27 protein-coding genes are annotated in these 24,698 nt (G+C 62.4%); 17 read left to right on the top strand and 10 right to left on the bottom strand.

Annotation, left to right across the window (positions count from 1 at the left end; genetic code table 11):
- Positions 1-51: 51 nt before the first annotated feature.
- The 4 genes from BUB23_RS24160 to BUB23_RS24145 all read left to right on the top strand — a co-directional run bounded on the left by BUB23_RS24160 (position 52) and on the right by BUB23_RS24145 (position 4,788).
- On the top strand, positions 52-639 hold the full coding sequence (locus tag BUB23_RS24160) for a transposase (RefSeq protein ID WP_073109281.1): 588 nt from the start codon (positions 52-54) through the stop codon (positions 637-639).
- 208 nt (positions 640-847) lie between these two features.
- Positions 848-1,684, top strand: a complete 837-nt coding sequence (locus tag BUB23_RS24155) for an iron-containing redox enzyme family protein (RefSeq protein WP_073109277.1) — start codon at positions 848-850, stop codon at positions 1,682-1,684.
- Between the two features lie 251 nt (positions 1,685-1,935).
- Positions 1,936-3,468: a Fic family protein gene (locus tag BUB23_RS24150; RefSeq protein ID WP_073109274.1), complete on the top strand. Its 1,533-nt coding sequence runs from the start codon at positions 1,936-1,938 to the stop codon at positions 3,466-3,468.
- Positions 3,469-3,588: 120 nt separating this feature from the next.
- Positions 3,589-4,788 carry an esterase-like activity of phytase family protein gene (locus tag BUB23_RS24145; protein WP_073109271.1) on the top strand — a complete coding sequence of 400 codons (1,200 nt, stop codon included), beginning with the start codon at positions 3,589-3,591 and terminating at the stop codon, positions 4,786-4,788.
- Here the strand turns inward: BUB23_RS24145 and BUB23_RS24140 are convergent.
- A complete protein-coding gene (locus BUB23_RS24140) occupies positions 4,736-5,269 on the bottom strand; it encodes an ABZJ_00895 family protein (protein ID WP_073109268.1) in 534 nt (177 codons plus the stop codon). The genes BUB23_RS24145 and BUB23_RS24140 overlap by 53 nt on opposite strands.
- Before the next feature lie 265 nt (positions 5,270-5,534).
- The gene (locus BUB23_RS24135) at positions 5,535-5,777 is read right to left on the bottom strand and encodes a hypothetical protein (protein ID WP_143161120.1); all 243 of its coding nucleotides are present in this window, start codon (positions 5,775-5,777) and stop codon (positions 5,535-5,537) included.
- A gap of 425 nt (positions 5,778-6,202) precedes the next feature.
- Between BUB23_RS24135 and BUB23_RS24130 the strand changes: the two genes are divergently transcribed.
- From BUB23_RS24130 to BUB23_RS24115, 4 genes are read left to right on the top strand one after another with little or no spacing between them, the layout of a single operon-like run.
- Complete coding sequence (locus tag BUB23_RS24130) at positions 6,203-7,366, top strand: MlaE family ABC transporter permease (protein WP_073109354.1); 1,164 nt, start codon at positions 6,203-6,205, stop codon at positions 7,364-7,366.
- Positions 7,360-8,169 (top strand): ABC transporter ATP-binding protein, encoded by an 810-nt coding sequence (locus tag BUB23_RS24125; protein ID WP_073109263.1) that lies wholly within the window; start codon positions 7,360-7,362, stop codon positions 8,167-8,169. The genes BUB23_RS24130 and BUB23_RS24125 overlap by 7 nt, the downstream gene beginning before the upstream one ends.
- Positions 8,169-9,107, top strand: a complete 939-nt coding sequence (locus tag BUB23_RS24120; protein ID WP_073109260.1) for an MlaD family protein — start codon at positions 8,169-8,171, stop codon at positions 9,105-9,107. The genes BUB23_RS24125 and BUB23_RS24120 overlap by 1 nt, the downstream gene beginning before the upstream one ends.
- Positions 9,104-9,754 carry an ABC-type transport auxiliary lipoprotein family protein gene (locus tag BUB23_RS24115; RefSeq protein ID WP_073109258.1) on the top strand — a complete coding sequence of 217 codons (651 nt, stop codon included), beginning with the start codon at positions 9,104-9,106 and terminating at the stop codon, positions 9,752-9,754. Before BUB23_RS24120 ends, BUB23_RS24115 begins: the two co-directional genes overlap by 4 nt.
- Before the next feature lie 35 nt (positions 9,755-9,789).
- Here BUB23_RS24115 and BUB23_RS24110 read toward each other — a convergent pair whose 3' ends face one another.
- From BUB23_RS24110 to BUB23_RS24095, 4 genes are all read right to left on the bottom strand, one after another.
- A complete protein-coding gene (locus BUB23_RS24110) occupies positions 9,790-11,259 on the bottom strand; it encodes a M20 family metallopeptidase (protein ID WP_073109255.1) in 1,470 nt (489 codons plus the stop codon).
- On the bottom strand, positions 11,260-11,985 hold the full coding sequence (locus BUB23_RS24105; protein ID WP_073109252.1) for an SDR family NAD(P)-dependent oxidoreductase: 726 nt from the start codon (positions 11,983-11,985) through the stop codon (positions 11,260-11,262).
- Between the two features lie 16 nt (positions 11,986-12,001).
- Entirely contained in the window at positions 12,002-12,508 is a 507-nt protein-coding gene (locus BUB23_RS24100) for a 2,4'-dihydroxyacetophenone dioxygenase family protein (protein WP_073109248.1), read from the bottom strand.
- A 140-nt stretch (positions 12,509-12,648) separates the two neighbouring features.
- Complete coding sequence (locus BUB23_RS24095; protein ID WP_073109246.1) at positions 12,649-13,656, bottom strand: zinc-binding alcohol dehydrogenase family protein; 1,008 nt, start codon at positions 13,654-13,656, stop codon at positions 12,649-12,651.
- 201 nt (positions 13,657-13,857) lie between these two features.
- On the opposite strand from BUB23_RS24095, the gene BUB23_RS24090 reads away from it, so the two are divergent.
- Positions 13,858-14,175, top strand: coding sequence for a 2Fe-2S iron-sulfur cluster binding domain-containing protein (locus tag BUB23_RS24090; RefSeq protein WP_073109244.1), 318 nt, complete (start codon positions 13,858-13,860; stop codon positions 14,173-14,175).
- A gap of 138 nt (positions 14,176-14,313) precedes the next feature.
- Entirely contained in the window at positions 14,314-15,243 is a 930-nt protein-coding gene (locus BUB23_RS24085; protein WP_073109241.1) for a catechol 2,3-dioxygenase, read from the top strand.
- 98 nt (positions 15,244-15,341) lie between these two features.
- Here BUB23_RS24085 and BUB23_RS24080 read toward each other — a convergent pair whose 3' ends face one another.
- The gene (locus tag BUB23_RS24080) at positions 15,342-16,094 is read right to left on the bottom strand and encodes an FCD domain-containing protein (protein ID WP_073109239.1); all 753 of its coding nucleotides are present in this window, start codon (positions 16,092-16,094) and stop codon (positions 15,342-15,344) included.
- A 215-nt stretch (positions 16,095-16,309) separates the two neighbouring features.
- On the opposite strand from BUB23_RS24080, the gene BUB23_RS24075 reads away from it, so the two are divergent.
- From BUB23_RS24075 to dmpH, 3 genes are read left to right on the top strand one after another with little or no spacing between them, the layout of a single operon-like run.
- A complete protein-coding gene (locus BUB23_RS24075; protein ID WP_073109237.1) occupies positions 16,310-17,764 on the top strand; it encodes a 2-hydroxymuconic semialdehyde dehydrogenase in 1,455 nt (484 codons plus the stop codon).
- Between the two features lie 12 nt (positions 17,765-17,776).
- On the top strand, positions 17,777-18,559 hold the full coding sequence (gene dmpE, locus BUB23_RS24070; protein ID WP_073109234.1) for a 2-oxopent-4-enoate hydratase: 783 nt from the start codon (positions 17,777-17,779) through the stop codon (positions 18,557-18,559).
- 43 nt (positions 18,560-18,602) lie between these two features.
- The gene (gene dmpH / locus BUB23_RS24065) at positions 18,603-19,391 is read left to right on the top strand and encodes a 2-oxo-3-hexenedioate decarboxylase (protein WP_073109232.1); all 789 of its coding nucleotides are present in this window, start codon (positions 18,603-18,605) and stop codon (positions 19,389-19,391) included.
- A 108-nt stretch (positions 19,392-19,499) separates the two neighbouring features.
- Here dmpH and BUB23_RS24060 read toward each other — a convergent pair whose 3' ends face one another.
- Together BUB23_RS24060 and BUB23_RS27115 are read right to left on the bottom strand one after the other, a co-directional pair.
- A complete protein-coding gene (locus BUB23_RS24060) occupies positions 19,500-20,660 on the bottom strand; it encodes an alpha-hydroxy acid oxidase (protein ID WP_073109230.1) in 1,161 nt (386 codons plus the stop codon).
- A complete protein-coding gene (locus tag BUB23_RS27115; protein ID WP_178372392.1) occupies positions 20,647-20,823 on the bottom strand; it encodes a hypothetical protein in 177 nt (58 codons plus the stop codon). Before BUB23_RS27115 ends, BUB23_RS24060 begins: the two co-directional genes overlap by 14 nt.
- A 248-nt stretch (positions 20,824-21,071) precedes the next feature.
- Here BUB23_RS27115 and BUB23_RS24055 point away from each other — a divergent pair, with 248 nt between their 5' ends.
- The 4 genes from BUB23_RS24055 to BUB23_RS24040 all read left to right on the top strand — a co-directional run bounded on the left by BUB23_RS24055 (position 21,072) and on the right by BUB23_RS24040 (position 24,179).
- Complete coding sequence (locus BUB23_RS24055) at positions 21,072-21,893, top strand: rRNA pseudouridine synthase (protein ID WP_342743868.1); 822 nt, start codon at positions 21,072-21,074, stop codon at positions 21,891-21,893.
- Between the two features lie 120 nt (positions 21,894-22,013).
- Entirely contained in the window at positions 22,014-22,433 is a 420-nt protein-coding gene (locus BUB23_RS24050; RefSeq protein ID WP_073109227.1) for a hypothetical protein, read from the top strand.
- Positions 22,430-23,890 (top strand): ATPase domain-containing protein, encoded by a 1,461-nt coding sequence (locus tag BUB23_RS24045; protein ID WP_073109225.1) that lies wholly within the window; start codon positions 22,430-22,432, stop codon positions 23,888-23,890. Before BUB23_RS24050 ends, BUB23_RS24045 begins: the two co-directional genes overlap by 4 nt.
- 82 nt (positions 23,891-23,972) lie before the next feature.
- Positions 23,973-24,179 (top strand): dodecin, encoded by a 207-nt coding sequence (locus BUB23_RS24040; protein WP_073109215.1) that lies wholly within the window; start codon positions 23,973-23,975, stop codon positions 24,177-24,179.
- A gap of 6 nt (positions 24,180-24,185) precedes the next feature.
- On the opposite strand, the gene BUB23_RS24035 is transcribed toward BUB23_RS24040, so the two are convergent.
- Entirely contained in the window at positions 24,186-24,692 is a 507-nt protein-coding gene (locus tag BUB23_RS24035) for a SixA phosphatase family protein (RefSeq protein ID WP_073109212.1), read from the bottom strand.
- Between the last annotated feature and the right edge of the window lie 6 nt (positions 24,693-24,698).

The following is a 24,698-nucleotide window of genomic DNA, read 5'->3' as shown; positions in this document are numbered from 1 at the left end:
GAAATGCGGCGCGGCCACCCCGATGTCCGATCAAGCTCGAGAGGCGGAGGCATGACACTGAAGGTTGGGATGCAAGACCTCGACAAGGGGCTGTCCAAAATCGTGGACGCGGCGCGGGAGCAGCCGGTCCAGGTTTTTCGCTACAAGACGCCCTGGGTCTGGATTGTGTCTCACGAAGTATGGTCCCGGCCGACCTCCGCATCGAGCCTCGTGCCCGATGACCACCCGATACGCACTGTGCGTTACCGGGTGGACAGCCTGTTCGCCCCGCATGTGGCGGCCTTGCGCAGCGTCGTGGCCGAGCGCGGCGCGGCCGTTTTGCTGCCGGTCGAACTCGTTTTTCGCGCGCTGCTGCTGCAACCCATGTATTCGGTGCGCAATGAACAGCGGCTGTTGGAGCAGATCGGCTACAACATCCTCTTTCGCTGGTTCGTCGGGCTGGACTTGCATCAGCAGTCCCTGCCCAAAATGGAGTTCATCCGGGCGCTGCAGCGTTTGCAAGGCCATGAGCGGGCTATCCAGCTGGTCGGCCGGATCATGGCCGAACTATCGCCATCGCTGGAGTCCGACATGGAGTTCCGGCCGGACCCGGATTTGCTCAGGGCCTGGCGGGCCCGCGGCCGGTCTGGCGCGATTTGAACCTCGTCATGACCACGAGCCTAAGAGCAAGCCTCGCCCTCCAGGGCGAGGTCGAGCGAGGCAAGACCAATGCGGCGCCGAAGGCGCCACTTCTCCAAAAAGTTCGGGAGCTTTCGCAAAGGGCGGGTCATTTTTTCTGCGTATCTTAGGCCGGTTCGCCGCGCATACCGCGTCAAAGGCGCAACGTCATGACCACCAAGGAAAAAGAATGACCTCGTTGAAAGTTCCTGATCTGGATTCCCCCCGCCGGAAAGCAATTGCGGCGATGCGGGCCAGCATCAGCGCCGAGCAATGGAACCGGAATCACAATTACGTAAGCGAATTGCGCGCCGCCATTTACACCCACCGCGTGACGAACCATCCCGCCATCGCCATCATGAACAGCGGCAGATTGAACCGTGAAACCATGCGGCGCATCCACCTGGAGTACCGGCATGCGATCGTGCAGATATTCACCGATGCGTTGCTGGCCGCGCAACTCGAGAGCCGCCAGCTTGAATCGCGGCTGGCGCCGGCCAGCAAAATGGCGGGCCGCTTCTTGTTGACGCTGAACGTGCTGGATGAGTTCGGTTTTCGCCCGGGCCTCGATGCGCAAGGGTATTACCGGGGCAACCCGGCGTACGCGCACTACCCTTTGTTTGAAAAGGTGCTTGACGCGTACGGCATTACCGAGAGGGACCGCCTGTCGTACCGGCCCAGCAAGATAGCCATGAAAGTGCGCGCGTTTCTGGAGGACAGCTATCCCGATTACGCCACGGTGTCGGCCATGCTGGCCGTGGCCGAGCAGGAAGTCATCCTGTTTACGCCGGCTCTGCGCAAAGCCACCGAGGCGCTGGGCATCGACGTCAATGATGGCTATTATCACGTGCACGGTGTGAGCGATGACGACACCACCGAGGCCGCCGACGACGATCATGAAGATGACCTCTGGTTCGTGCTCATCCAGGCCATCGCCGAGGACCAGCAAGACCGGATCAAGGCCTTGTGCATGATGTATTGCGATCTATGGGCCCGGTTCTGGGACGAGCAGATTGCGGCTCACTGAATCCAACAGCACTATGCCTATCGACATTTGGCGGCCACACGCGACTTGGTTGAGGCTCGCGGCGGCGGGCCGCAGGTCCGGATCAAATTCAAGGGCGAGTCGATATCGCAGCGATCGCAAATAAATTAAACACAATAGCCTAATAAGAGAAAGGCATGATAACCTAATAATTAAACAGCACAATAACCTAATAATTAGGAAGGACGATAACCTAATAATTAGGAAGCACGATAACCTAATAGAAAACAGCCATGGCCACCCCTTCTGACAAGCTCGCCGCCTCCCTGGAAATTCTCAAACAGCTACAGAACGAGGGTGTCGTCGCCATCCGCAGCAGCCAGCTTAGCCGTACCCACAGGGAACGGCTGCTGCACAGCGGTTTCATCATCGAAGTGATAAAGGGCTGGTACGTTCCGGCCCGACCGGACGAAACCCAAGGCGAGAGCACCGCCTGGTACGCATCCTTTTGGGTATTCTGCAGCAGCTACCTCACAGAGCGCTTCGGAAAGGAGTGGTGCCTGGGGCCCGAGCAATCCATTAATCTGCTCACCGGCGACTGGACCGTGCCTCGCCAGCTCATCGTTCGCACGCCTAAGGGCGGCAATAAACCCTTGTCGCTGCCACATCAGACTTCGATCTTCGATATCCGCGTGGAGTTGCCACCGGCCTCCGACATGGAAATGCGCGATGGAGTGCGCCTTTATTCCTTGGCGGCCGCACTGATCGCCGTTCCGCCGTCGGCCTTCCAGGCTCACCCGCTTGCCTTGCGTACCGCTCTGGCCATGGTCAGGGATGCCTCCGAGGTACTTGGCCGCTTGCTCGAGGGCGGGCACAGCACGATCGCCGGGCGGCTGGCGGCAGCCTTTCGAAGCATAGGCAGTGAACAGATCGCCAACGACATTGCAGGTGCCATGAGCGCAGCCGGGTACACCATCAACGAGACCAATCCGTTCACGGATGCGCCGCAGGCCAGGGTCAGCCCGCTTGGGCCATCGCCCTACATCAACCGGCTCGATATGACCTGGCAAGGCATGCGAGAGCAGGTCCTTATATACTTTCCGCGCCCGCCGCAGGCGCGGCCGGAGAAGAATGCCTATTTGAGGCAGGTCGACGAGGTCTATGTCACCGACGCCTACCACTCGCTATCCATCGAAGGGTACCGGGTCAGCACTGACTTGATCGAGCGCGTGCGCTCCGGCGCCTGGAATCCCGACAGCCATGCCGCTGACCGGAATCACCGCGATGCCATGGCCGCCCGAGGCTATTGGCAAGCGTTTCAGCGCGTCAAGCAGAGTCTCGCAAGCATCCTCGATGGCAAGAATCCGGGCTCCGTCGTTCAGCAGGATCATGGCGCATGGTACCGGGAGCTATTCGCACCCAGTGTCACGACAGGCATCTTGCGGCCGGCAGACTTGGCGGGTTACCGCAGCGGAGCGGTCTACATCCGCCGCTCCAAGCACGTCCCGCCGCGGCACGAGGCCGTGCGCGAACTCATGCCGGCGTTCTTCCGGCACCTGCGGGACGAGCCAGATCCCGCCGTTCGCGTGGTGTTGGGGCACTTCATTTTGGTATACATACATCCTTACTTCGACGGCAACGGCCGCATGGGCCGGTTCATGATGAACGCCATGCTGGCGGCCGGAGGTTACCCCTGGACGGTGATCCCGGTGGAGAAGCGGGGTGGCTACATGGCTGCGTTGGAGGCGGCCAGCGTGGAGGGCGATATTGTGCCTTTCGCACAGTTCATTGGCTGGCTCGTGGAAGGCACAACATCTCCCAGTTGAGGAGTCCCTCCAAGAGCCGCTCCGTCTTGGCATTGATGGTCGATGCACGGTAATTCATGAAATGGTCAAACGGCCGGCGTAGGGTAGGCGGCCAGCCCATTTTCAATGGCCTCGCCACTTATGAGCCTCCTGCATTCCATCCGCGCCCGGCATTGCCATGCCGTTCTTGCCGTCGCTTCGCTGGCATTGGCATTGGCTCTGTCCCCGGCGGTCCGCGCGCGCCAGGGGCTGTCCGTGCAAGCCTTGCGCTTTATTGGCGAACAACAGCTTCCGAACAGGCACTCCTTTCAGCAAACCACTGTCGGCGGGCTGTCCGGAATCGACTATGATGCGGCGACAGATACCTGGATCCTGGCCAGCGATGACGGCGCCCGTTTTGATGCGGCGCGCTTTTACACGGCCAGGCTGGCTTACGATGCGCACTCCTTCGTCTCGGTGGCGCTGACCGACGTGACCTACCTCAGGCAGCGGAATGGCAAACCTTATTCAAGCCCCTGGACGGCGGGCGAGACCGCGGACGTGGAAGCCATCCGCTTCGACTCCGCCGACGGCAGCATTTGGTACGCCAGCGAGGGCGGTGGCGCGTGGAAGTCGCATCCCTTCATTCGACATGCATTGCGTACCGGGGAATTTGTTGCGGACCTGGCCGTCCCCCCGATGTTCGCCTTGCGGCGCGACCGGCGGGCGGGGCCGCGCGACAACCTGGCGTTTGAAGGCCTGGCCTTTGCGCGGGACGGGCAGTCTCTATGGGTGGCGATGGAGGGGCCTCTTTGGCAGGACGGCGATATGCCGACCCCCACGGCGGGCGCCATGGCGCGGATCACGCAATATGGCCGCGACGGCAGGGTGATCAGGCAGGTGGCCTATCCCGTCGATGCGATCCCGGTGGCGCCAGCCAGGGGGAAATTCGCCGATAACGGCGTCACAGAGATACTGGCGGTCGATGAGCAACGGTTTTTGATTGTGGAGCGCTCGGCGGCGCAAAACGCTGCCGGCCGGTACAGCAATTTCGTCCATATCTACGAAATAGATACGTCCAGCGCCACGGATGTAAGCGGGTTCGTGTCGCTGGCCGGGGCCGATTTTCAGCCGGTGGCAAAGCGGCTGGTGCTCGACCTCGCGACTCTTGGCTTGCCCAAGCTGGACAATATCGAAGGCATGGCGTGGGGCCCCAAGCTTGCGAACGGGAATGACAGCCTGGTGCTGGTGTCGGATGACAACTTCAATGCCAGCCAGGTCACCCAGTTCCTGGCGTTCGAGGCGCTGATCAACGGGGGCGCCTCAGGGAATAGTCGTAATGGTCGCTCCGGTGGTGGCTGAATGGCGCATCCGCTTGGGAGATATCCTCGTCGAATGTCAGCAGCCTGGGCGGGGGCTGGTCCGCTTGCCGCGCGCGGCGCGCCAGAAACCGCTCATTCGCGGCGCGGATGAACAGCCAGCTGATCACGCCGTAGAGCGGCGTCTGAAGGATGATGAAGCCTTGTATCACGCTCAAGGGCAGCGGCGGATAGAGCGCGGCGCCGTGTGCGCTGTCGCTGGGCGTAAGCAGGGTGGTCAGCGCCAGGTTCACGCCCAGCACGATGGCTGTCAGGCCGGCGATGGCCCAGCATTGCTCGCTCGATGAGAACGGGCGCTGCTGTGTTTTGGGGAAGCGGCGCACGACCAGCGGCATGCTGGCCAGCAGCAAGCCATAGGTCATTGCGGTGCCGGAGAGACTGTACCAGGCGGCGGCGAACAGTCCGACAAGAAGCACAAGCGTCCACACCCATAGAAATCGAAGCAGCATTTTGATCAGCGGCATGAATGTCTCTCGTGTCTAGTGTTGTTATGGATTAGACGGCTGGCGGGGCATTGAACCGCCGTTTGTCACGAATAATTCATGATGCTGGGGTAGGGTGCTGTAGCGGCACTAGTCTTTCTGGCCGGCTGCGATCCGCCAAAGGCGACGAATCGGCGCGCAGCTGCTGCGCCGGCACGGGCGCTCGGCGCTCTCGTTCATCTGCGCCGGGCTTGCGGCCCGCGGCGCCTGAACGGACTGCGGATGGAGGGAAGGGCGGCCTGCGCGGCTAATGCAGGCCGGTCGTCGCCCAGGTAGCGCCCTGCAGGATCAGCAGGTCGGCCAGGCCCTTGGCTTCATCGGCGCTCAGGCCATGCTCCATCATCGTGAAAACGGCAAAGTCCACGCCGGAGGCCGGCGTCAATTGCCAGTGATGGCCATTGCTTTCCAGTTCGAGTCCCGATCGGTGCAAGACATTGCCGTTGGGCAGCAGCTTCCAGGTGCTGCCCTTGGGCAGTGAATCTTTCTCCACAATTTCTCTCGCGAGTTGTGACAGGCCGGTCAATTGGCCTGTCTGTTTGATTTTATTGCTCTGCGGTGGGGCCACTGATCGGCAATGGTTGAGCATCGTCAAGAGCGCGCAATGGGATAGTTTAATGAGGAGATTTTGCGCAGATACGCGAAGCAATGCAGATTAATCGGCGCTATTAAGCGTTTAACCCGGTTTATCGTCGGCAATATGGTTGGCGGCTCCGCGATTTCCTCGATTTACCCAATGCGGGTGCGGCGCGCCAGATTATCTCATATTCCCCGCCCGCGGGACCCTGGCGCGGATGGCTTCTATAATGGCGGCGTGCAATCAATGTCACCTACCTCAACAAGCGGATCGGGCATGCGGCAGAAAACGACTACAGTCTTCAGCAAGCGGCGCAGCCGGGCATTGCGGCGATGGCGGCCATGACGACGCCCGGCGGCCAAAGCGCTTTCCTGGCCTGGGATGCCTCATCCACGCCGCCCACTCTGACGGTGCGCGGCGACTGGGTTCTCGCCAATTATGCCGCGCTTGGACGGGAACTGGTGCGGTTCCAGCATATTGTTTCCCATGACGCGGCGCCGGCCCGGGCCAGGATAGACTTCGCCCATATGGGGGCGCTGGACACCGCGGGCGCCTCGCGCCTGTTCGAACTGCTGGGCGCGGAACTGCTGGCGGCAGCGGCGGGGCCGGATTCCGCGCTGCCGCCGGAGCGCCGGGCTTTGCTGCAAACCGTGGACCGCGCCAATGCCAAGGCCGGCGCGGCGCCGGCCGCGCCGGCGGCCTCCTGCGGCCGCGAACTGCTGGGGCGTATCGGCGCCGCCGTGGAAGAAGCCTGGCAACAACTGTTGGCCCTGCTCGGCTTCATGGGGCTGACACTGGAAGCCCTGGCGCGCGGCCTGTTGCACCCCGGCCGCTGGCGCCTGACCTCGGTCGTCGCCCAGATCGAAGAAACCGGCCTGAACGCCGTGCCCATCATCGCCTTGCTGACTTTCATGGTGGGCGCTGTCGTGGCCTTCCTGGGGGCCACGATACTGGCCGACTTCGGCGCCAGCATCTATACCGTCAACCTGGTGGCCTACGCCTTTCTGCGCGAGTTCGCCGTCCTGCTGACCGCCATCCTGATGGCCGGCAGGACCGCCAGCGCCTTTACCGCGCAGCTCGGCTCCATGAAGGCCAACGAGGAAATCGACGCCATCCGCATGATGGGGCTGGGCCCCATCGATCTGCTGATCCTGCCGCGCGTGCTGGCATTGCTGGTGTCCATGCCGATACTGACATTCGTGGGAATGATCGCCGGCATAGCGGGCGGAGCCCTGGTGTGCGCCGCGACGCTGGATATTTCGCCGGTCATGTTTCTTTCCATCGTGAAGCGGGACATCGAGTTGCGCCATTTCCTGGTCGGCATGGTCAAGGCGCCGGTATTTGCCTATGTCGTCGGGGTCATCGGCTGCCTGGAAGGGTTCAAGGTCAGCGGCAGCGCCCAGTCGGTGGGCGAACACACCACATCGGCGGTCGTGCAATCGATTTTCGTGGTGATCCTGCTGGACGCGCTGGCGGCGCTGTTTTTCATGGAGATGGGATGGTGATGCCGCAGGCCCAATCCACTGGCGAAACGATAGTCCAGGTTCGCAATCTGACCAATCGCTTCGGCTCGCATACAGTGCATGAGCGGCTGAATCTGGACGTCTATCGCGGCGAGGTGCTGGGCGTGGTCGGCGGCTCGGGCACGGGCAAATCGGTGCTGCTGCGCTCGATAGTGGGGCTGCAGACTCCGGTCGAAGGCAGCGTGCATATTTTCGGCCAGGATATGTTGTCCATGCCGCCCGCGCAGCGTTCGCAGCTCGAGCGCCGCTTTGGCGTGCTGTTTCAGCGCGGCGCGCTGTTTTCCTCCCTGACCGTCACCGAGAACGTCGCCATGCCGCTGATCGAACACGCCGGCCTCGGGCGGGCCGACGCCGAACACCTGGCGGGGATGAAGATAGCCCTGGCCGGCTTGCCGGCCGAAGCCGGGGCGCAGTATCCGGCCTCCTTGTCGGGCGGCATGATCAAGCGCGCCGCGCTGGCCCGCGCGCTGGCGCTCGACCCCGCCATTCTTTTCCTGGATGAACCCACCGCCGGCCTGGACCCGATAGGCGCGGGCGCCTTCGACGAGCTCATCGTCACGCTGCGCGACGCCTTGGGCCTGACCGTTTTTCTCGTCACGCACGACCTCGACACCCTTTACACCATATGCGACCGGGTCGCGGTGTTGTCCAACCGGCAAGTCCTGGTCGCCGGCCCGCTGGACGTCGTTGAATCGACGGACGATTCCTGGGTGCAGGATTACTTTCACGGGCCGCGGGGCCGCGCAGCCTCGCATGCGCGCCGCCGGGCTTTGGAGATCAAATAATGGAACCACGCGCACATCATGTGCTGATCGGGCTCTTTACGATTATCGTCACGGCCGCCGCGATGCTGTTCGCCTTGTGGCTGGCCAAGTCGCATAACGATGTCGAGCAGCGCCATTACACGGTCGTCTTCAACGAAGCGGTCCGCGGCTTGTCACAGGGCAGCGCCGTGCAATACAGCGGCATAAAAATCGGCGACGTCGTCCAGCTTTCGCTGGACCCGCGCAACCCCAACAAGGTGCTGGCGCGCATCAGGATAGAAGGCAAGATTCCCGTCAAGGAAAATACCCGGGCGCGCCTGGTGCTCACCGGCATCACCGGCGTGTCCGTCATCGAACTCAGCGGCGGCACGCCGGAAAGCCCGCCCCTGCTCGCGGCGGACGACGCGGATCCCATCATTGTGGCCACGCCTTCGCCGATCGCCCAGTTGCTTGCCAACAGCGATAATCTGATGGCCAACATTACCGAATTGCTCCTGAACGCCAATATGTTCATGTCGCCCGACAATGCGCGGCGCCTGAGCAATACACTGGAGCATCTTGAGCAGTTGTCGGGCTCGCTGGCCGACCAGCGCGGCGACATGAAGACCCTGCTGCAGAGCCTGACCACCGCCAGCCAGGAAGCTGGCGCGGCATTGCGCCGGGCGGATGGCTTGATGCGCAACGCCGATACGCTGCTCGGCCAGCAGGGCGCCGGCACATTGGACGGCGCCCGGCGCGCCATGGCGTCCCTGGAGAAAACCAGTTCCAGCCTCAACCAGTTGCTCGATGAAAACAAGGCTGCCTTGGGCCGCGGCATGAGGGGCCTGGGCGAGCTTGGCCCGGCCTTGCAGGAACTGCGCAGTACGCTTGCCTCCCTGCGCACAGTGGCGCGCCGCCTGGCTGATAATCCCACCAACTACTTGCTGGGCCGTGAAAAGATTCAGGAGTTTCAACCATGATCAGCGCATTGTCCAGGACGCAGAACCTGCGCCGTTGCTTGCTGTTGGCGGCGCTGGCGCTGCTGTCGGCATGTTCGGTATTGCCCAGGCCCGAGACCCTGGCCGTGTACCAGCTCGCGGCTCCCGCCGTGAAAGGCCCGCCGCGGGCCGGCAGCCAGCCGTGGAGCCTGCGCATCGCCACGCCTTACAGCAGCCAGGTTATAGACAGCGTGCGCGTGCTGGTGCTGCCTCAGCCCAGCCAGGTCAGCGCCTATGGCGGCGCGCGCTGGAGCGACCCGGCGCCGGTGCTGCTCAGGGACTATCTCGCCGGCGCTTTCCGCGCCGAGGGCGGACTCGCCTCGGTAAGCAGCGACGCGGGCGACGCCCAGGCCGATTTCGAGCTGGGGGGCGATCTGATCGCCTTCCAGGTGGAATACCAAGATGGCGCGCCGCTCGTGCATATCCGCTACGATGCGGCCCTGCTGCAGGTCGCGGCAAATCGCATCGTGGCCACGCGCAGCTTCGACATCCGCCAGCCGGTGCAGGGCAAGGAAGTGCCGCAGGTGATAGCCGCATTCGGCGCGGCGGCGGACAGCCTGTCCGCGGAAATGCGGCCCTGGGTGCTGCAGCACGGCGCGCGCCCGGCCAAGGCCAAGACCAGGCGCTAGCCGCAAGGCGGCCATTCCCGGATAATGCGGCGCCGCTAGGCCGGCAGGGCGGCGATCGTCTGCGCCACGGCCGCCGTGAGCCTTTTCCCGTAAGGAACATGCAGGAATTCGTTGGGGCCATGGGCGTTCGATTGCGGCCCCAGCACGCCGCAGACCATGAACTGCGATTTGGGGAAACCGGCCTGCAGCAGATTCATCAGCGGTATGGTGCCGCCTTGCCCGATATAGCCGCAAGGCGCGCCATAATAGGCCTGGGAGGCGGCGTCCAGCGCGCGGCCCAGCCAGGCGGCCGACTCGGGCGCATTCCAGCCGGTCGCGGCGCCCTGGTCGGGCTTGAACAGCACCTTGGCGTTATAGGGCGCGTCGGACTCCAGCAGCGTTTTCAATTTCTGCGCGGCGGCTGCGGCGTCGACCAGCGGCGGCAGGCGCAAGGAAAGCTTGAAGGCCGTGCGCGGGCGTAGCACATTGCCCGCGCTGCTCAGCGGCGGCAGCCCTTCGGCGCCGGTGACGGAAAGGGTAGGGCGCCATGTGCGGTTCAGCAAGGCCTCCTCGGGATGGGTGGTCATGGGTAGCACGAAGCCGCCATCGGCGCCGCAGCTCCAGGGGAATCGGCGCCAGACTTCATCGCCCAGGATACGCGCCGTGGCGCGCGTCTGCTCGATGCGGGCAGCGGGAATCTCGCAATGGAAGCTCTGGGGCAGCAGGCGCCCGCTGGCGCTGTCTTCCAGCCTGTCCAGCAAATGGCGCAGAATGCGGAAACTGGATGGCACCACCCCGCTGGCGTCCCCGGAGTGCACGCCTTCGTCCAGCACGCGCACTTCCAGCGTGCCGGCCACCAGGCCGCGCAGCGATGTCGTCATCCACAACTGGTCGTAATTGCCCGCGCCGGAATCCAGGCAAACCACCAGCGCCACATTGCCCAGTCGCTGGCGCAGGGCGTCCACGTAGGGCAGCAGGTCGTAGCTGCCCGATTCCTCGCAGGTTTCTATCAGGCCCACGCAGCGCGGCCGGGGTATGCCTTGCCTGTCGAGGGCCAGGATGGCCGTCAGCGAGGCATAGACCGCATAGCCATCGTCGGCGCCGCCGCGGCCGTAAAGCCTGCCGTCCTCATACTTGGGCGTCCAGGGCCCGAGGCCCGTGCGCCAGCCCGAGAATTCGGGCTGCTTGTCCAGATGGCCGTACATCAGCACCGTGTCCCCATTGTCGCTGCGCGTGGCCGGGGCATCAAAGTAGATGACGGGCGTGCGGCCGGGCAGGCGCACGACTTCCAGCGTCAGGCGCGAGACTTTCTGCGCCTGAACCCATTGCGCGGCATCGCGCACCACGCGGTCGATATGGCCGTTGCGGGCCCAATCGGCATCGAAGGCCGGGCTTTTGGCCGGAATGGCGATGTAATCGACCAGCGCCGGAACGATTTCGCGGTCCCATTTTTCGTCCACGAAGGCTTGCAAGGCGTTCGGGTCCAGGGCGTGGGGCAATGCGTTGTCGGAGATGGGGGAGTTCATTCAGGTCACCATGTAGCCGCCGTCGACGGGCATGACGACGCCGGTCATGAAGGCCGACGCTTCGCAGCACAGGAAGACGACAGCCTGGGCGACGTCCTCGGGCCGGCCCCAGCGCTTGAGCGGAGTGCGGTCCAGGATGGGTTTGGCGCGCGCCTCGTCGTTTTGCAGCGCCTCGGTCAAAGGCGTGGCTATCCATCCCGGCGCGATGGCGTTCACGCGGATGCCGTCGGCCGCGTACGCGATGGCCAGGGATTTGGTCAGTTGCGCAATACCGCCTTTGCTGGCGCTGTAGGCGGGGACCAGGCCGCCGCCAAAAAAACTCAGCATGGACGCGGTGTTCACTATGCATCCGCCGGATTTGGCCAGCAGGGGGCGAAGCGCTTCGCACAGGCGCATCGTTCCCGTGAGGTTGATGTTCACCACCCGCTCGAATACGGAAAGCTTGAATTCTTCGCCGCGGCAGATGATGCCGGCGCAGTTCACAAGGATGTCCGCGCCGGGCAAGGACTCGACGAATTGGCGGATATCATCTTCCCTGGTGACATCCAGAATGACTTCGCTGATGCGTTCCGATTGATACGCCGCGCCGTCTCCCGACGGCAGTCCCGCGGCATGGACGCGCGCGCCCAGTCCGGCGAGCACCTCCGCAATGGCGTGGCCTATCCCCTGGGTGCCGCCGGTGACGATGGCGGTCTTGTTGTTCAGCAGGCCGGGTCTGAAGCTCATGGTTGTCCCTTCATGGTCAGCGCACGAACTGATCGACATAGTCGGCGCCCAGGCCCACGCTTTCGTAGTGCTTGCGGCACATATCGAGCTTGATGAACACGTCTTCGAAGCCGGTGTGCCTGCCTTCGCTGTCGACGTAATACATGACGCCATTGACCTGGAACAGTGTGATCATCTCTTGCACGTCCTCGGGAACATACAGGGTATGCGTTTCGCCGGGCGGCTCGAACACATAGCTGCCCTCGGTGGCGACCCAGTCATGTTCCAGGTAGCGCCAGGAGCCCTTGATGACATAGCCGTGCACAGCCTGGGGGTGCCGATGACAGCTCAGGACGCCGGACTTGCGCACGCGCAGCAGATTGGTCCAGTAGCCCTGCGAGACGTTCAGGCACAGGGGGCGGAACCAGACATTTTCCGCTTGCGGCACCCAAACGCGCTCATCCTGCGGGACGGCATGCTGGACCACGATTTCGGGCAAGGCTTCCTTGGGATTGGGGTGGCGGTAAGGGGTGGCAATGGACATTTTCCGGTTTCCTTCGCCGCTAGACGGGGCGGCAGGTGTTAATCAATCAAATCCATATCATGGGCAGGTATTCATGATATGAATCAATTTTATAGAACAAACAAGCGCCGCCACTCGGTGGATACCCGTAGCGCCGCAAGTCAAAAACCCGCCAGCACGATTTTCCCTATGGTTTTCCCGCTTTCGATCAAGGCATGGGCTTTGCGCAGGTTCGCGGCGTTGATCGCGCCCAGATTCTGCGTGGCCGTCGCGCGGATGACGCCCGTGTCGACCAGGCCGGCTATTTCCGTCAGGATTTCATGCTGCCGTATCATGTCCCGGGTCTGCAGCATGGGGCGGGTGAACATCGCTTCCCAATGTATGGACACGCTTTTTGCCTTGAATACGCGCAGGTCCAGGGGCTCGGGATCATCGATCAGGCCGAATCGGCCTTGAGGGGCAATGATCTTGGCGATCTCGGACCAGACCGCGGCATTGGTGTGCGTGGAAAACACATAGTCGATATCGCCTATCCCAAGCCGCCGTATCTGTTCGGCCAGCGGCCTGGAATGGTCGACGACGTGCTGCGCGCCGAGTTCGCGCACCCATTTTTCGCTTTCGGCGCGCGCAGCCGTCGCGACGACGGTCAGACCGGCATGCCGGGCCAGCTGGATGGCCATCGATGGCACGCCGCCGGCGCCGCCCAGGATCAATAGCGAACGTGGCGCCGCGGCATGGCGCTCGACGGCCAGACGATCGAACAGCATTTCGTACGCGGTGAGCGCGGTAAGCGGCAAGGACGCCGCGGTGGCGTGGTCCAGCGTTGCGGGTTTTCTTCCCACGATGCGTTCATCGACCAATTGAAACTCGGCATTGGAGCCCGGACGATTCAATACGCCCGCGTAAAACACTTCGTCGCCCGGCTGGAACAACGTTGCGCCGGGGCCGGTCTTCTCGACGATGCCCGAGGCGTCATAGCCTATCACCATGGGGGCGCCGGGTGCCGCCGGCAGGGTCTTGCGGCTTTTGATATCGCGCGGGTTGACCGAGACGGCCTGAACACGAACCAAAAGGTCTCTTGCGCCGGGCGCGGGGATGGGAAGCTCCAGATCGATGAGCGAGCGTTCATCTTCCACGGGCAGGTACGTGGTATAGCCAACAGCTTTCATTTTGTCTCCTCGGGCGTGCAAGCGGGCGTCGTCCGGCTTGTCTCTCGGGATTCTACTATCCCGCGCTATGACAGGGCTCGCGGGCTGGCGCGCCCGCGCAGAGCCCCCGCCGTCCGTGGCGCCAATAGGCCGGTTTTGGGCTATTGCCTGAATCACGAATAAATATAATAATATCGAGAATTTATGAGGAGTCGCAGCGAGATGGAAAGTCGTTATACGGTGATCATCGAGGGAACCGGCGAGACCATTATTTGCGGGGGCTCGAAGGATCTTTTGCAATCGATGGAATCGCTGCATCGGCGCGGAATCCCGGTAGGCTGCCGCGGCGGCGGATGCGGCGTCTGCAAAGTCCATGTGACGGCGGGGCAGTATGCCACGCGCAAGATGAGCCGCTCCTGTTTGTCCGTCGAAGAAGAAGCCGAAGGCATCGTGCTGGCCTGCAAGCTGTTTCCGCGCAGCGACCTGGTTCTCAGGGTGGTCGGCAGGATGGGCCGCGCCTGGGGGCCGCACTCCTCCTGAAACCCGCCGCGGGCATCCAGCGTTCTGGCCTATTGAGAATAATTTCGTAATTAATTAAATTTCTCGAAATTATGATAGAATTCTTCCAAAGAAAATGGCGGGGCCCCCGGTACCCGCGAAATCGAAAGGAGACATGACATGGCAATGACTGGTGTACTGCGCCCGGGCCACGCCCAGATCCGCGTGCTGGGCCTCGATGAAGGCGTCAAGCATTATCGCGACGTGCTCGGCTTGGTCGAAACCGGGCGGGATCGACAAGGCCGGGTGTATTTGAAGGCCTGGGACGAGCGCGACCACAATAGCGTTATCCTGCGGGAGGCCGATGAGGCGGGGCTTGATTTCTTCGGCTTCAAGGTGGCCGATAAAGCGACGCTGGCCAAGCTGGACGCGGATTTGAAGGCATACGGCCTGGCGACCGAACGCATGCCCGCGGGCGAGTTGCTGGAGACCGGCGAGCGGGTCCGTTTCGAGCTGCCGTCCGGCCACATCATTGAGCTTTACGCGGACAAGACGGACGTGGGCAACGGCATGCCCTATGTGAATCCGGCGCCCTGGACCCCGGCCGCCGAGTCCGGCATCGCGCCCTCCCGCATGGACCACTGCCTCTTGTACGGACCCGATATCGAAAAAGTGCAAGATATCTTTGTCAATGTGCTGGGCTTCTATCTTGTCGAGCATGTGGTGCTGGAAGATGGCGTGAACGACCTGGCGATATGGCTGTCATGCTCGATGAAGGCGCACGATATCGCCTTTGTCCGCCATCCGGAGCCCGGCAAGCTGCATCATGTCTCATTCTTGCTGGACAGCTGGGAAAAGGTGCTGCGCGCCGCCGACATCATGTCGATGAACAAGGTCGCCGTAGATATCGGCCCCACGCGCCATGGCGTTACGCGCGGCACTACGATCTATGCTTTCGATCCCTCGGGCAACCGTTTCGAGACGTTCTGCGGAGGCTATCAGGCTTATCCCGACTGGCAGCCCATCAAATGGACGTGGGACGAGGTCGGCACCGGCATTTTTTATCACGATCGGAAACTGAACGACCGCTTCCTGGCCGTGGTGAGCTGAGCGCCGGCCGCAGGTCCAAGTCCAAGTCCAAGTCCAAGTCCAAGTCCAAGTCCAAGTCCAAGTCCAAGTCCAAGTCCAAGTCCAGGTCCAGCCAGGGCTCATTCCGGTCTGGCGTTGTTGTCCGCGGAGGAGCGGTGATTCGAATGTTCTTTGAAGAAATCTACGTCCATGTGCTTGACCGCATCCAGCGTACGCAGAATATGCTCCGAAAGGATGGAGACCGCGCGGACGGTGTCGCGGTCGAGGGTTGCCTGGAACAAGGCCTGGTGTTCGGCATGGACATCGCGGGAAATCGGCCGGCGCAACATGCTGAGGCGGCGATATCGTTCCGATTGCTGGTAGAGGACTTGCTGGAAACGCAGAATCCAGCGGGAAGGACAGGCCGCAATCAGCATGTCATGGAAGATCCGGTTGCGCTTCTCCCATTCTTCGGTGTTGCGCGTATCGTTGGCCGCGAGTTTTTGCTCGACGATGGAAAGGCGGTGGAACGCCGCCACCAGATTCGCTTCCCAGGCCTCATCGCCGCAGGCGATTGATTGCTTGAGCGCTTCGCATTCTATCAACAGGCGCGAACGAGTGATGTCTTCGAAGTCGGCCAATGATATGGGCGTCACGCGAAAGCCCCGCTGCCCCTGGGCAACGACCAGCGCATCGGCAATCAGCAGCAGCAAGGCTTCGCGCAAAGTGCCCGCGCCCACATCGTACTGGTCCTTCAAATGCTCTACGCGCAATTTTTCGCCAGGCCGATGCACACCTTCGATGATGTCGCGGCGCAAGCGGTTGTAGGCGCCCTCGACGAGGGTCTTGGGCTCTCGAGCGTCTGTTGCCGCAATGGCGACGGATTCGTTCATGGTTTCAGGTTCATGAAATTATTAAGTTTTATCGAAAAATTGTGAATGATTTTAGCCGACAAAAAGCTCGATCTGATTTAGATATTGTAAAAATCTCGATATAAATATATTATATCGATAAATTACACCGCACATGTCTAGTCCTGGCGGCTTATGACCGGCGTCGACGATATCAGGATTCAAGCCTCATCAAGTTACGGCGGGAGGGCCGATACGTGAAACAGATTCTCAATTTCATCAATGGCGAGTTCATTGCCACGTCCAGGACATTCGACAAGTTCTCCCCGCTGGACAACAAGCTCATCGCTCAAGTCCACGAGGCTGGCCGGGCGCAGGTGGACGGCGCCGTCAGGGCCGCGCGGGCCGCCCTCAAAGGGCCCTGGGGCGGCATGACGCTAGCCCGGCGGGTCGAGTTGCTCAACGCGGTGGCCGACGGCATCAACAGGCGGTTCGATGAATTCGTGGCCGCCGAGTGCGCGGACACCGGCAAGCCGCGCAGCCTGGCCGCCCATATCGATATTCCCCGCGGCGCCGCGAATTTCAAGGTGTTTGCCGATATCGTCGCCAGCGTGCCGACCGAATTCTTTGAAACGGCAACGCCCGATGGGCGCGGCGCGCTCAATTACGCGCTGCGCAGGCCGGTGGGCGTGGTGGCGGCGGTATGTCCATGGAACCTGCCCCTGCTACTGATGACATGGAAAGTGGGTCCGGCATTGGCTTGCGGCAATACGGTGGTAGTCAAGCCGTCCGAAATCACTCCCCAGACCGCGACATTATTGGGCGAAGTCATGAACGAGGCGGGCGTGCCCGAGGGCGTATACAACGTCGTCCATGGCTTCGGCCCGCAGTCGGCCGGCGAATTCCTGACGACACATCCGGGCGTCGACGCCATTACATTCACCGGCGAAACGCGCACCGGTTCGGCCATCATGAAGGCGGCGGCCCAGGGCGCGCGGCCAGTGTCGCTGGAGCTCGGCGGCAAGAATGCCGCCATCGTCTTCGCGGATTGCGATTTCGACGAGGCGGTCCAAGGCACTCTGCTTTCTGCGTTTTCCAACAGCGGACAGGTGTGCCTGGGCACCGAGCGGGTTTACGTGGAACGCGCCATCCTCGACCAGTTCGTTGCGGCGTTGAAGCAGGGCGCTGAAGCGCTCAAGTTCGGCCGCCCCGAGGACTGCGCCACCGGGATGGGGCCATTGGTCTCCAAGGAGCACCAGAACAAAGTGCTGTCGTACTATGACAAGGCAAAGTCGCTGGGCGCCATTGTCGTGACCGGCGGCGGGGTGCCCGACCTTCCCGAGGACCTTGCCGAGGGCGCGTGGGTGCAGCCCACCATCTGGACGGGTCTGGATGACGATACGCCCATCGCGCGCGAGGAGATTTTCGGGCCTTGCGCGCTGATCCAGCCTTTCGATGATGAACAGGAAGCCGTGCGCCGCGCCAATGACACCGACTACGGGCTGGCATGCGCCATCTGGACCAGGGATCTGGCTCGCGCCCATCGCGTCGCGGGACAAATGGAGACCGGTCTGGCCTGGGTCAATTCGTGGTTCCTGCGCGACTTGCGCACGCCGTTCGGAGGCGCCAAGCAATCCGGCATAGGCCGCGAGGGCGGCGTGCATTCGCTGGAATTCTATACCCAACTGAAAAACATATGCATCAAGCTTTGAGGGGGCGCAGCAATGGATGAGAACCGTATCGCGCAGCTTGGCGACGAGTTGTACCAGGCATGGCTCAATCGCGAAGTTGTCGCCCCGCTCAGTGAGCGCCATCCGGGCATGTCCATCGAGGATGCCTACCAGGTGCAGCGGCGCATGATCGAGCGCCGCCTTCAGGCGGGCGAGCGGGTTGTCGGCAAGAAAGTCGGAGTCACCAGTCTGGCGGTAATGAATATGCTGGGCGTTTACCAGCCCGACTTCGGCTATCTGCTTGACGCGATGATCTATGGCGAAGGGCAGGCCATACCGGCCGACTCATTGATTCAGCCCAAGGCGGAAGGCGAGATTGCCTTCTTGTTGAAGAAGGATTTGTCGGGCCCCGGAGTGGGCGCGGCCGATGTGCTTGCCGCTACCGAAGGCGTCATGGCCTGTTTCGAGATCGTCGACTCGCGCATCCGCGATTGGAAGATAGCGATCCAGGACACTATTGCCGATAACGCCTCGTGTGGCGCGCTGGTGCTTGGCAATGCGCTGGTCGATCCGCGCAAGGTGGACCTTGCGCTTTGCGGCATGGTGTTCGAAAAGAACGGCGAAGTCGTGGTTACGGGCTCAGGAGCGGCGGCGCTGGGCTCGCCGGTCAACGCCGTTGCATGGCTGGCCAATACGCTGGGCGCGCTGGGCATTCCGCTGAAGGCTGGCGAAATCATTCTGTCGGGCGCGCTGGGTGCCATGGTGGCCGTCAAGCCGGGCGACAACTTGCAACTCACCGTAGGCGGGATCGGTGGCTGCGCCACGCGTTTTGCCTGACGGCCGCGGGCGGGCAGGCGCCTGACAAAAGGAGAGTCCCAGCATGAAGCTAGACCAGGAAACCATAGAGCGGCTCGCCATACGGCTGGAAACCTGTGAACTGGGCGCGATAGACACGCACAAGATCACCGACGATTATCCCGATATGGACTGGGACGACGCCTATGCGATCCAGAATGCGATCAAGCGCCGCAAGATGGCGCGCGGCGCCAGAATAGCGGGCCTCAAGGCGGGGCTGACTTCTCATGCCAAAATGAAGCAGATGGGTGTGGAGGCGCCTGTGTTCGGCTTTCTGGCGGACTATTTCAGCGTGCCCGAGGGCGGCCTGATCAAGACCAGCGAGCTCATCCATCCCAAGGTCGAGCCCGAGATCGCTTTCGTGACCAAGCGCGTATTGCGCGGGCCGGGTTGCCATATCGGCGCAGTGCTCGCCGCGACAGACTTCGTGATGCCCGCAATAGAAATCATCGACAGTCGTTACCGCGACTTCAAATTCGATCTCAAGAGCGTCGTTGCCGACAATTGCTCGTCCAGCCGATTCGTTGTGGGCGGCAGAATGGGCGATGTCGCCAGCCTGGACTTGCGTTCGATAGGCGTCGTGCTTGAAAAGAACGGCGAGCCCGTGGCTTTCGGCGCGGGGGCCGCGGTGCTCGGCCATCCCGCGGCGGCGGTCGCCATGCTCGCCAATCAGCTCGGGCTCAGGGGAGAGGAAATTCCGGCGGGCACATTGATTTTGTCGGGCGGCATTACCGAGGCCGTGGCGCTGCGGGCGGGAGACGCCGTGACGCTGCGCATGCAAAACCTTGGTTCGGTTTCGGTGCGTTTCGGCTAGGTCCGTGACGATATCGGCCCCCGGCACGGCCAGGAACCGTTTTGGAGGCGGCAAGTCCCGGTTGAAGCTGATCGTGCCGCTATGAGAACCGCGCCGTGGGATCCGGTATCAGGCGCTGCTGCCGGTATATAAATACCCCGCATGCAACTGCGTCAATGAGGCGCATCCAATCTGCGCCATGACCATGTCGATTTCCTTCTGCATGATCTGTATCGTTTTCTGGATGCCCTCGGCGCCAGCGGCCGCCACGGCGTATAGCGGCGGCCGTCCGAAAAAGGCGAAGCGCGCGCCCAGGCAAATGGCGATGATGATGTCCGAGCCCCGCCGCACGCCGCTATCGAGCATCAGTTCCACCTCATCGCCCACGGCGCCGCGGATGGCCGGCAGCATTTCCACCGGCGACGGTATCGCATCGAGCTGGCGTCCGCCATGGTTGGACACAATGATGCCGTCGGCGCCGGCGCGCACCGCCTGGAGCGCATCGTCCGGATGCAGAATGCCTTTTACGACCATCTTACCCGGCCATATCCCGCGGAAGCGCTCCAGGGTTTCCCAATTCACCATCGCCGCCGGCGTCAGCGTGCCGAACAGTTCGCCCACTTCCCTGGGCGTGGCGCCCTCGGGCGCGTAGGGCGCCCAGTTCTCCATCATCGGCACGCCGCCGGTCATCAGGTAGCGTATGATCCAGAGCGGATGGCCCAGCGCTTCCATGACTATCGCGGGCGTCATTTTCAGCGGCCTCGAAAAGCCATTCCTGCGATTGCGCTCGCGATTCGAATTGACCGGGACATCGACGGTGATGACCAGGTTCTCGATGCCGGCGTCGCGCGCGCGGCGCACCATGTCGGCATTGATGCGGTCGTCCAGGGTTCCATACATCTGGAACCAGGTGTTGCGGGGGGCGAGCCTGGCCGCGGCTTCCAGGGAATCGTTGCTCGCGCTGGACATCAGGTAGGGGATGTTGGCCTGGGCTGCCGCCTCGGCCAGCATGAGGTCCGCCTTGGGCCTGAACAGGCCGCCCATGCCCGTGGGCGAAATGCCGAAGGGGCTGGAATAGCTGCGGCCCAGCAATGTCATGGACTGATCGCGGCGGGATACGTCCCGCAGGTAGCGTGGAATCAGCGCATGGCGTTCGAACGCCTTGCGGTTGCGTTCCAGGCACCGTTCGTCATCCACGCCGCCCTCCAGGAAATCGAAAGCTATTTTTGGCAGCTTTTTCTTTGCGAGCTTGCGTATATCGTCCAGATTGACGGCGCTATCGATATTCATGGCGGCTGGGCAGTTCTTGCGTAAACACCTTGTTCAACAGGGCGGCGATGGGCGCCGGGGCGCGGGCCATGGCGCCAGTAGCGCTGCCCGCGGGAAAGGGCACTATCAGGCGGATCGGCCGCGACGGATAGTCGGCATTCGCCTGTGCGAGCGGCGCCGCCATTATCCAGCCAAGTAAACAAAGCGCTAATCTTTTCATCATTTTTATATTGCCCCTAGCTCAATAGTTGTTTTTCCGGGCAGCCAGCTTATTGCCCGGTCTCCCGGCGCCATGCGCGGACCGCGCCTGTGTGCCGCGGCGAGCCCATCATAGGGGCCATCATTAATTAGGACAAATAGAAATTTCTTGAGGGTAATTAGCCCTTGCCTATGAAAGGCAGGGCATAGACCCTTGCGGCGCGGATGGGCCTCTTGCGGCATGCCGCCGAGGCCATCGTCTACAATGCCTCGTGGCATTCCCCTAGCCTTGCGGCGCGCGCCACGGCGCGCCTATCCGACTGGCCCGCAATGACCGAAACCCTGCGCCTGAGCAAATACCTTGCAGACCTGCTTTCCTGCTCGCGCCGCGAGGCCGAGAACTATGTGCAGGGCGGCTGGGTCAGCGTGGATGGGCACGTGGTCGAAGAGCCCGGTTTTCGCATAGGGCCGCGGCAACAGGTCGAATTGGCCGAGAACGCCAGCGCCGCGGACCACAAGCCGGCCACCATCCTGCTGCACAAGCCGCCGGGCTACGGCAGCGGCGCGCGGTCCCGGCCCGCGTCGGATCTGCTCGTGCCGGCGAACCAGGCGCCCGACGACCGCTCAGGCCGGCATCTGGTGAAAAGGGACTTGATTGGCCTGGAACTCATCATGCCGCTGGCCCCGGACGCCAGCGGGCTGGTGGTATTCACCCAGGAACACGGCATAGTCCGCAAGCTGGTGGAAGACGCCGCCCGGATAGAGCAGGAATACGTGGTCGAGGTGGCGGGCGAGCTGTCGGCCGAGGGGCTGGCGCGCTTGAACCATGGCTTGTCGTGGCGCGGCGCGCCGCTGCCGCCCGCCAAAGTCAGTTGGCAGAACGAAACACGGCTGCGCTTCGCCCTCAAGAATCCGCCCGCCGGCCTGATCGCGGACATGTGCCGGCAGGTGGGCCTGCAGGTGCTGGGCGTCAAGCGCATCCGCATCGGGCGCGCGCCCATGGCGCGGCTGGCCCCGGGCCAGTGGCGCTATTTGCTGGGCTACGAGCGTTTCTAGGCCAGCCGGCCGGCAAGGGCGCCGCGGCGCTATCGGGGGATTAGTACGAAACCCGGATACAATGTGGCAAAAAGAAAAGGGCGCAAGCCCAGCAAAATGTAATTGGTCATTGGGGAGTTTATGACACTAATCGAAGCTCCACGGCACCTGCTGATAAAACGGGCGGTTCTGCGCCATGCTCCCGGCATTGTTGATGTCACTATCAAGCTGTGGGGCCGGCTTGCTTACGAACTGAGCTCCATCATCGGTGAAACAAGCTTCCTGTCGCTCTATTCGCGCAGCGTGCACCTTGCCAGCGAGACCTATCCGTGGCTCGCTTGCGGCGATGCATCCCAGGAAAACAGCGCCCAATTTGCGGATTTGAAATCCAGCCTCGAGGGGCAAGACTATACAGAAGCCAGCAACGCCAGCATCGCATTGCTGATCATTTTCAGCGATACGCTGGCCCTGTTGATTGGCGAACAGTTCGCGACCAGCATTTTACGCTCGGCTTGGGGCGATGACGCCTTGATTCCGGCCGACAAGGAATTTCCACGATGAATCAGAAAGTAACCATACGCCGCCTGGAAACGGGAGTTCCCGGGCTTGATGAATTGCTGGGCGGAGGCCTTCCGGAATATTCCTTCAACCTGATCGCGGGCACGCCGGGCTGCGGCAAGACGACCCTGGCGCATCAAATCATGTTTTCCCTGGCGAATCCGGACCGCCGCGCCTTGTTCTTTACGATATTGGGAGAGCCGCCATTGAAGATGCTGCGCTACCAGCAGCAGTTCTCTTTCTTCGATATCGGGAAAACCCGTGATTCCATCAAGTTCGTCAACCTTTCCGCCGATCTCCTGGATGGGGACTTCGACCGGGTGCTGGCGCGCATACTCGAAGAAGTGCGCAAGTTTTCGCCCGCCCTGGTATTCGTCGATTCTTTCCGCTCGGTCATACAGGCAAGCCGGGCCACCGATGATGGCCCGCTCAACCTGCAGCGCTTCGTGCAGCAGCTGGGCATGCAAATGGCAAGCTGGCAGGCGACGACTTTCCTGATCGGGGAATATTCGGCGCCCGAAACGGAATCGAGCCCCGTTTCCACGGTCGCCGATGGCATCCTCTGGCTGTCCCAGCTGATGCACCGCGACGCGATGGTGCGCAAGATACAGGTCGTCAAATTGCGCGGGCAGGCGCAAAGCCCGGGGCTGCATACCTTCCGCATAGGCGGCGATGGCCTGCATATTTTCCCGCGCACGATCATTGCTTCGCCGCTGGCGGAAAAGCTCCAGCTGTCGGGCGACAAGCGCCTGTCGCTGGGTGTGCCTTTGCTGGACGACATGATGGGCGGAGGGCTGCCCATCGGCTATTCCATGCTGGCCGTGGGCCCCTCCGGCTCGGGGAAAACCATATTGGCCACGCAGTTCCTGGCCGAAGGCGTGCGCAAGGGCGAGCCGGGCGTGATCGCCGCGTTCGAGAAAAGCCCCAATCAACTGCTCAGTTATCAATTGCACAAGCTCATCGACAATGGCGATGTCGGCCTGATCGACACCCGCGCGCTCGATTTGTCGATAGACGAAACCCTGCATAACATGGTTGGCATGATCAACCGCATGCAGGCAAAGCGGGTGGTGATAGATTCCCTCGCCGGATTCGAGCTGGCGCTGGCTTCTGCATTCCGCGAGGATTTTCGCGAATCGCTTTATCGGATGGTCGCGGTGCTCACCGGAATGGGGGTGACCGTATTGATGACGGCGGAACTGGAAGACCGCTACACGGATTTGCGTTTCAGCTCATATGGCAACGCTTTTCTGGCCGACGCCATCCTCATGCTGCGCTATGTCGAGCTTACCGGGCAATTGAAGCGCGTGATCTCGGTGGTGAAAATCCGGGGCAGCGCCCACAGCAAGGACATCCGCTTCTTCGATATCGAAGAGGACAGCATCAAGATAGGCCAGGCATTGACGCCGTACCAGGGCATTCTGTCGGGCCAGCCGGTCATTGCCCCGGGCAGCCGCTGAAGCCGGCGCGGGCAATTGTGGTTCCGGGGCAAACGCCCTAAGATGGGGCTTGCACAGCCCATCGACCATAAGGAGCGGCCCCATGAGCCATCATGTCTACAAGCAACTCGAACTGACCGGTTCGTCCAGCGCAAGCATCGAAGACGCCGTGAGCACGGCCATCGCCAAGGCGCATGAAACCGTGCGCGGCATCCAGTGGTTCACCGTTACCGAAACGCGCGGCCATGTCGTCGAGGGCAAGGTGGCGCACTGGCAGGTGTCGATCAAGGTGGGCTTCACGCTGGAATAGCGCCAGTCAGGATTCAGGAGTTTCGAATCGTTCAAGGTGGCCGCTGCGCGGGGACACCTGGCGCCAGTCGGCGGCGGCAAAGTCGATCACGGCGAGGCCGGCCGTCGGATATTCCCGTTGAAGGCGGGAGACGGCGGATGGCCGCCCCGTGGCGATGAGCCCGGCGGCCAGTTGCTGCAGCCCGGGATTGTGCCCGACCAGCAGCAGGACATGCGCCGATGCCGGGCTTTCCTGAATGATGGCCAGCATTTCCTGCGCCGAAGCCCCGTAGAGCCGGCCATCGTCGCGCCGGACGGTATCGGCCGCGAAGGCGGGCTGCGCCAGCCGCCAGGTTTCCTGGGCGCGGCGCGCCGTCGAAACAATGGCCAGGTCGGGCGCCAGCCCTTGGCCGGCCATGTATTTTCCCATGGCGGCGCTTTCTATCCGCCCGCGCCTGGCGAGCGGGCGGCTGTGGTCATCGATGCCCTGGGGGCTGTCGGCTTTGGCGTGGCGTAGCAGCATGAGTCGGCGCATAGGCGT

This window comes from Pollutimonas bauzanensis (assembly GCF_900129885.1).
Classification (GTDB): Bacteria; Pseudomonadota; Gammaproteobacteria; order Burkholderiales; family Burkholderiaceae_B; genus Pollutimonas; species Pollutimonas bauzanensis.
This window is presented reverse-complemented; position numbering and strand designations above follow the sequence as displayed.

Coding starts and splice junctions, on each gene's coding strand:
- BUB23_RS24040 (WP_073109215.1), top strand. CDS start 23,973: ATGAGCCATCATGTCTACAAGCAACTCGAACTGACCGGTTCGTCCAGC.
- BUB23_RS24155 (WP_073109277.1), top strand. CDS start 848: ATGACCTCGTTGAAAGTTCCTGATCTGGATTCCCCCCGCCGGAAAGCA.
- BUB23_RS24080 (WP_073109239.1), bottom strand. CDS start 16,094: ATGAACGAATCCGTCGCCATTGCGGCAACAGACGCTCGAGAGCCCAAG.
- BUB23_RS27115 (WP_178372392.1), bottom strand. CDS start 20,823: ATGGCGGCGCCGCTCGCACAGGCGAATGCCGACTATCCGTCGCGGCCG.
- BUB23_RS24090 (WP_073109244.1), top strand. CDS start 13,858: ATGGAAAGTCGTTATACGGTGATCATCGAGGGAACCGGCGAGACCATT.
- BUB23_RS24120 (WP_073109260.1), top strand. CDS start 8,169: ATGGAACCACGCGCACATCATGTGCTGATCGGGCTCTTTACGATTATC.
- BUB23_RS24150 (WP_073109274.1), top strand. CDS start 1,936: ATGGCCACCCCTTCTGACAAGCTCGCCGCCTCCCTGGAAATTCTCAAA.
- BUB23_RS24045 (WP_073109225.1), top strand. CDS start 22,430: ATGAATCAGAAAGTAACCATACGCCGCCTGGAAACGGGAGTTCCCGGG.
- BUB23_RS24115 (WP_073109258.1), top strand. CDS start 9,104: ATGATCAGCGCATTGTCCAGGACGCAGAACCTGCGCCGTTGCTTGCTG.
- dmpE (WP_073109234.1), top strand. CDS start 17,777: ATGGATGAGAACCGTATCGCGCAGCTTGGCGACGAGTTGTACCAGGCA.
- BUB23_RS24110 (WP_073109255.1), bottom strand. CDS start 11,259: ATGAACTCCCCCATCTCCGACAACGCATTGCCCCACGCCCTGGACCCG.
- BUB23_RS24035 (WP_073109212.1), bottom strand. CDS start 24,692: ATGCGCCGACTCATGCTGCTACGCCACGCCAAAGCCGACAGCCCCCAG.
- BUB23_RS24100 (WP_073109248.1), bottom strand. CDS start 12,508: ATGTCCATTGCCACCCCTTACCGCCACCCCAATCCCAAGGAAGCCTTG.
- BUB23_RS24140 (WP_073109268.1), bottom strand. CDS start 5,269: ATGCCGCTGATCAAAATGCTGCTTCGATTTCTATGGGTGTGGACGCTT.
- BUB23_RS24160 (WP_073109281.1), top strand. CDS start 52: ATGACACTGAAGGTTGGGATGCAAGACCTCGACAAGGGGCTGTCCAAA.
- BUB23_RS24145 (WP_073109271.1), top strand. CDS start 3,589: ATGAGCCTCCTGCATTCCATCCGCGCCCGGCATTGCCATGCCGTTCTT.
- BUB23_RS24085 (WP_073109241.1), top strand. CDS start 14,314: ATGGCAATGACTGGTGTACTGCGCCCGGGCCACGCCCAGATCCGCGTG.
- dmpH (WP_073109232.1), top strand. CDS start 18,603: ATGAAGCTAGACCAGGAAACCATAGAGCGGCTCGCCATACGGCTGGAA.
- BUB23_RS24105 (WP_073109252.1), bottom strand. CDS start 11,985: ATGAGCTTCAGACCCGGCCTGCTGAACAACAAGACCGCCATCGTCACC.
- BUB23_RS24125 (WP_073109263.1), top strand. CDS start 7,360: ATGGTGATGCCGCAGGCCCAATCCACTGGCGAAACGATAGTCCAGGTT.
- BUB23_RS24130 (WP_073109354.1), top strand. CDS start 6,203: ATGACGACGCCCGGCGGCCAAAGCGCTTTCCTGGCCTGGGATGCCTCA.
- BUB23_RS24060 (WP_073109230.1), bottom strand. CDS start 20,660: ATGAATATCGATAGCGCCGTCAATCTGGACGATATACGCAAGCTCGCA.
- BUB23_RS24050 (WP_073109227.1), top strand. CDS start 22,014: ATGACACTAATCGAAGCTCCACGGCACCTGCTGATAAAACGGGCGGTT.
- BUB23_RS24095 (WP_073109246.1), bottom strand. CDS start 13,656: ATGAAAGCTGTTGGCTATACCACGTACCTGCCCGTGGAAGATGAACGC.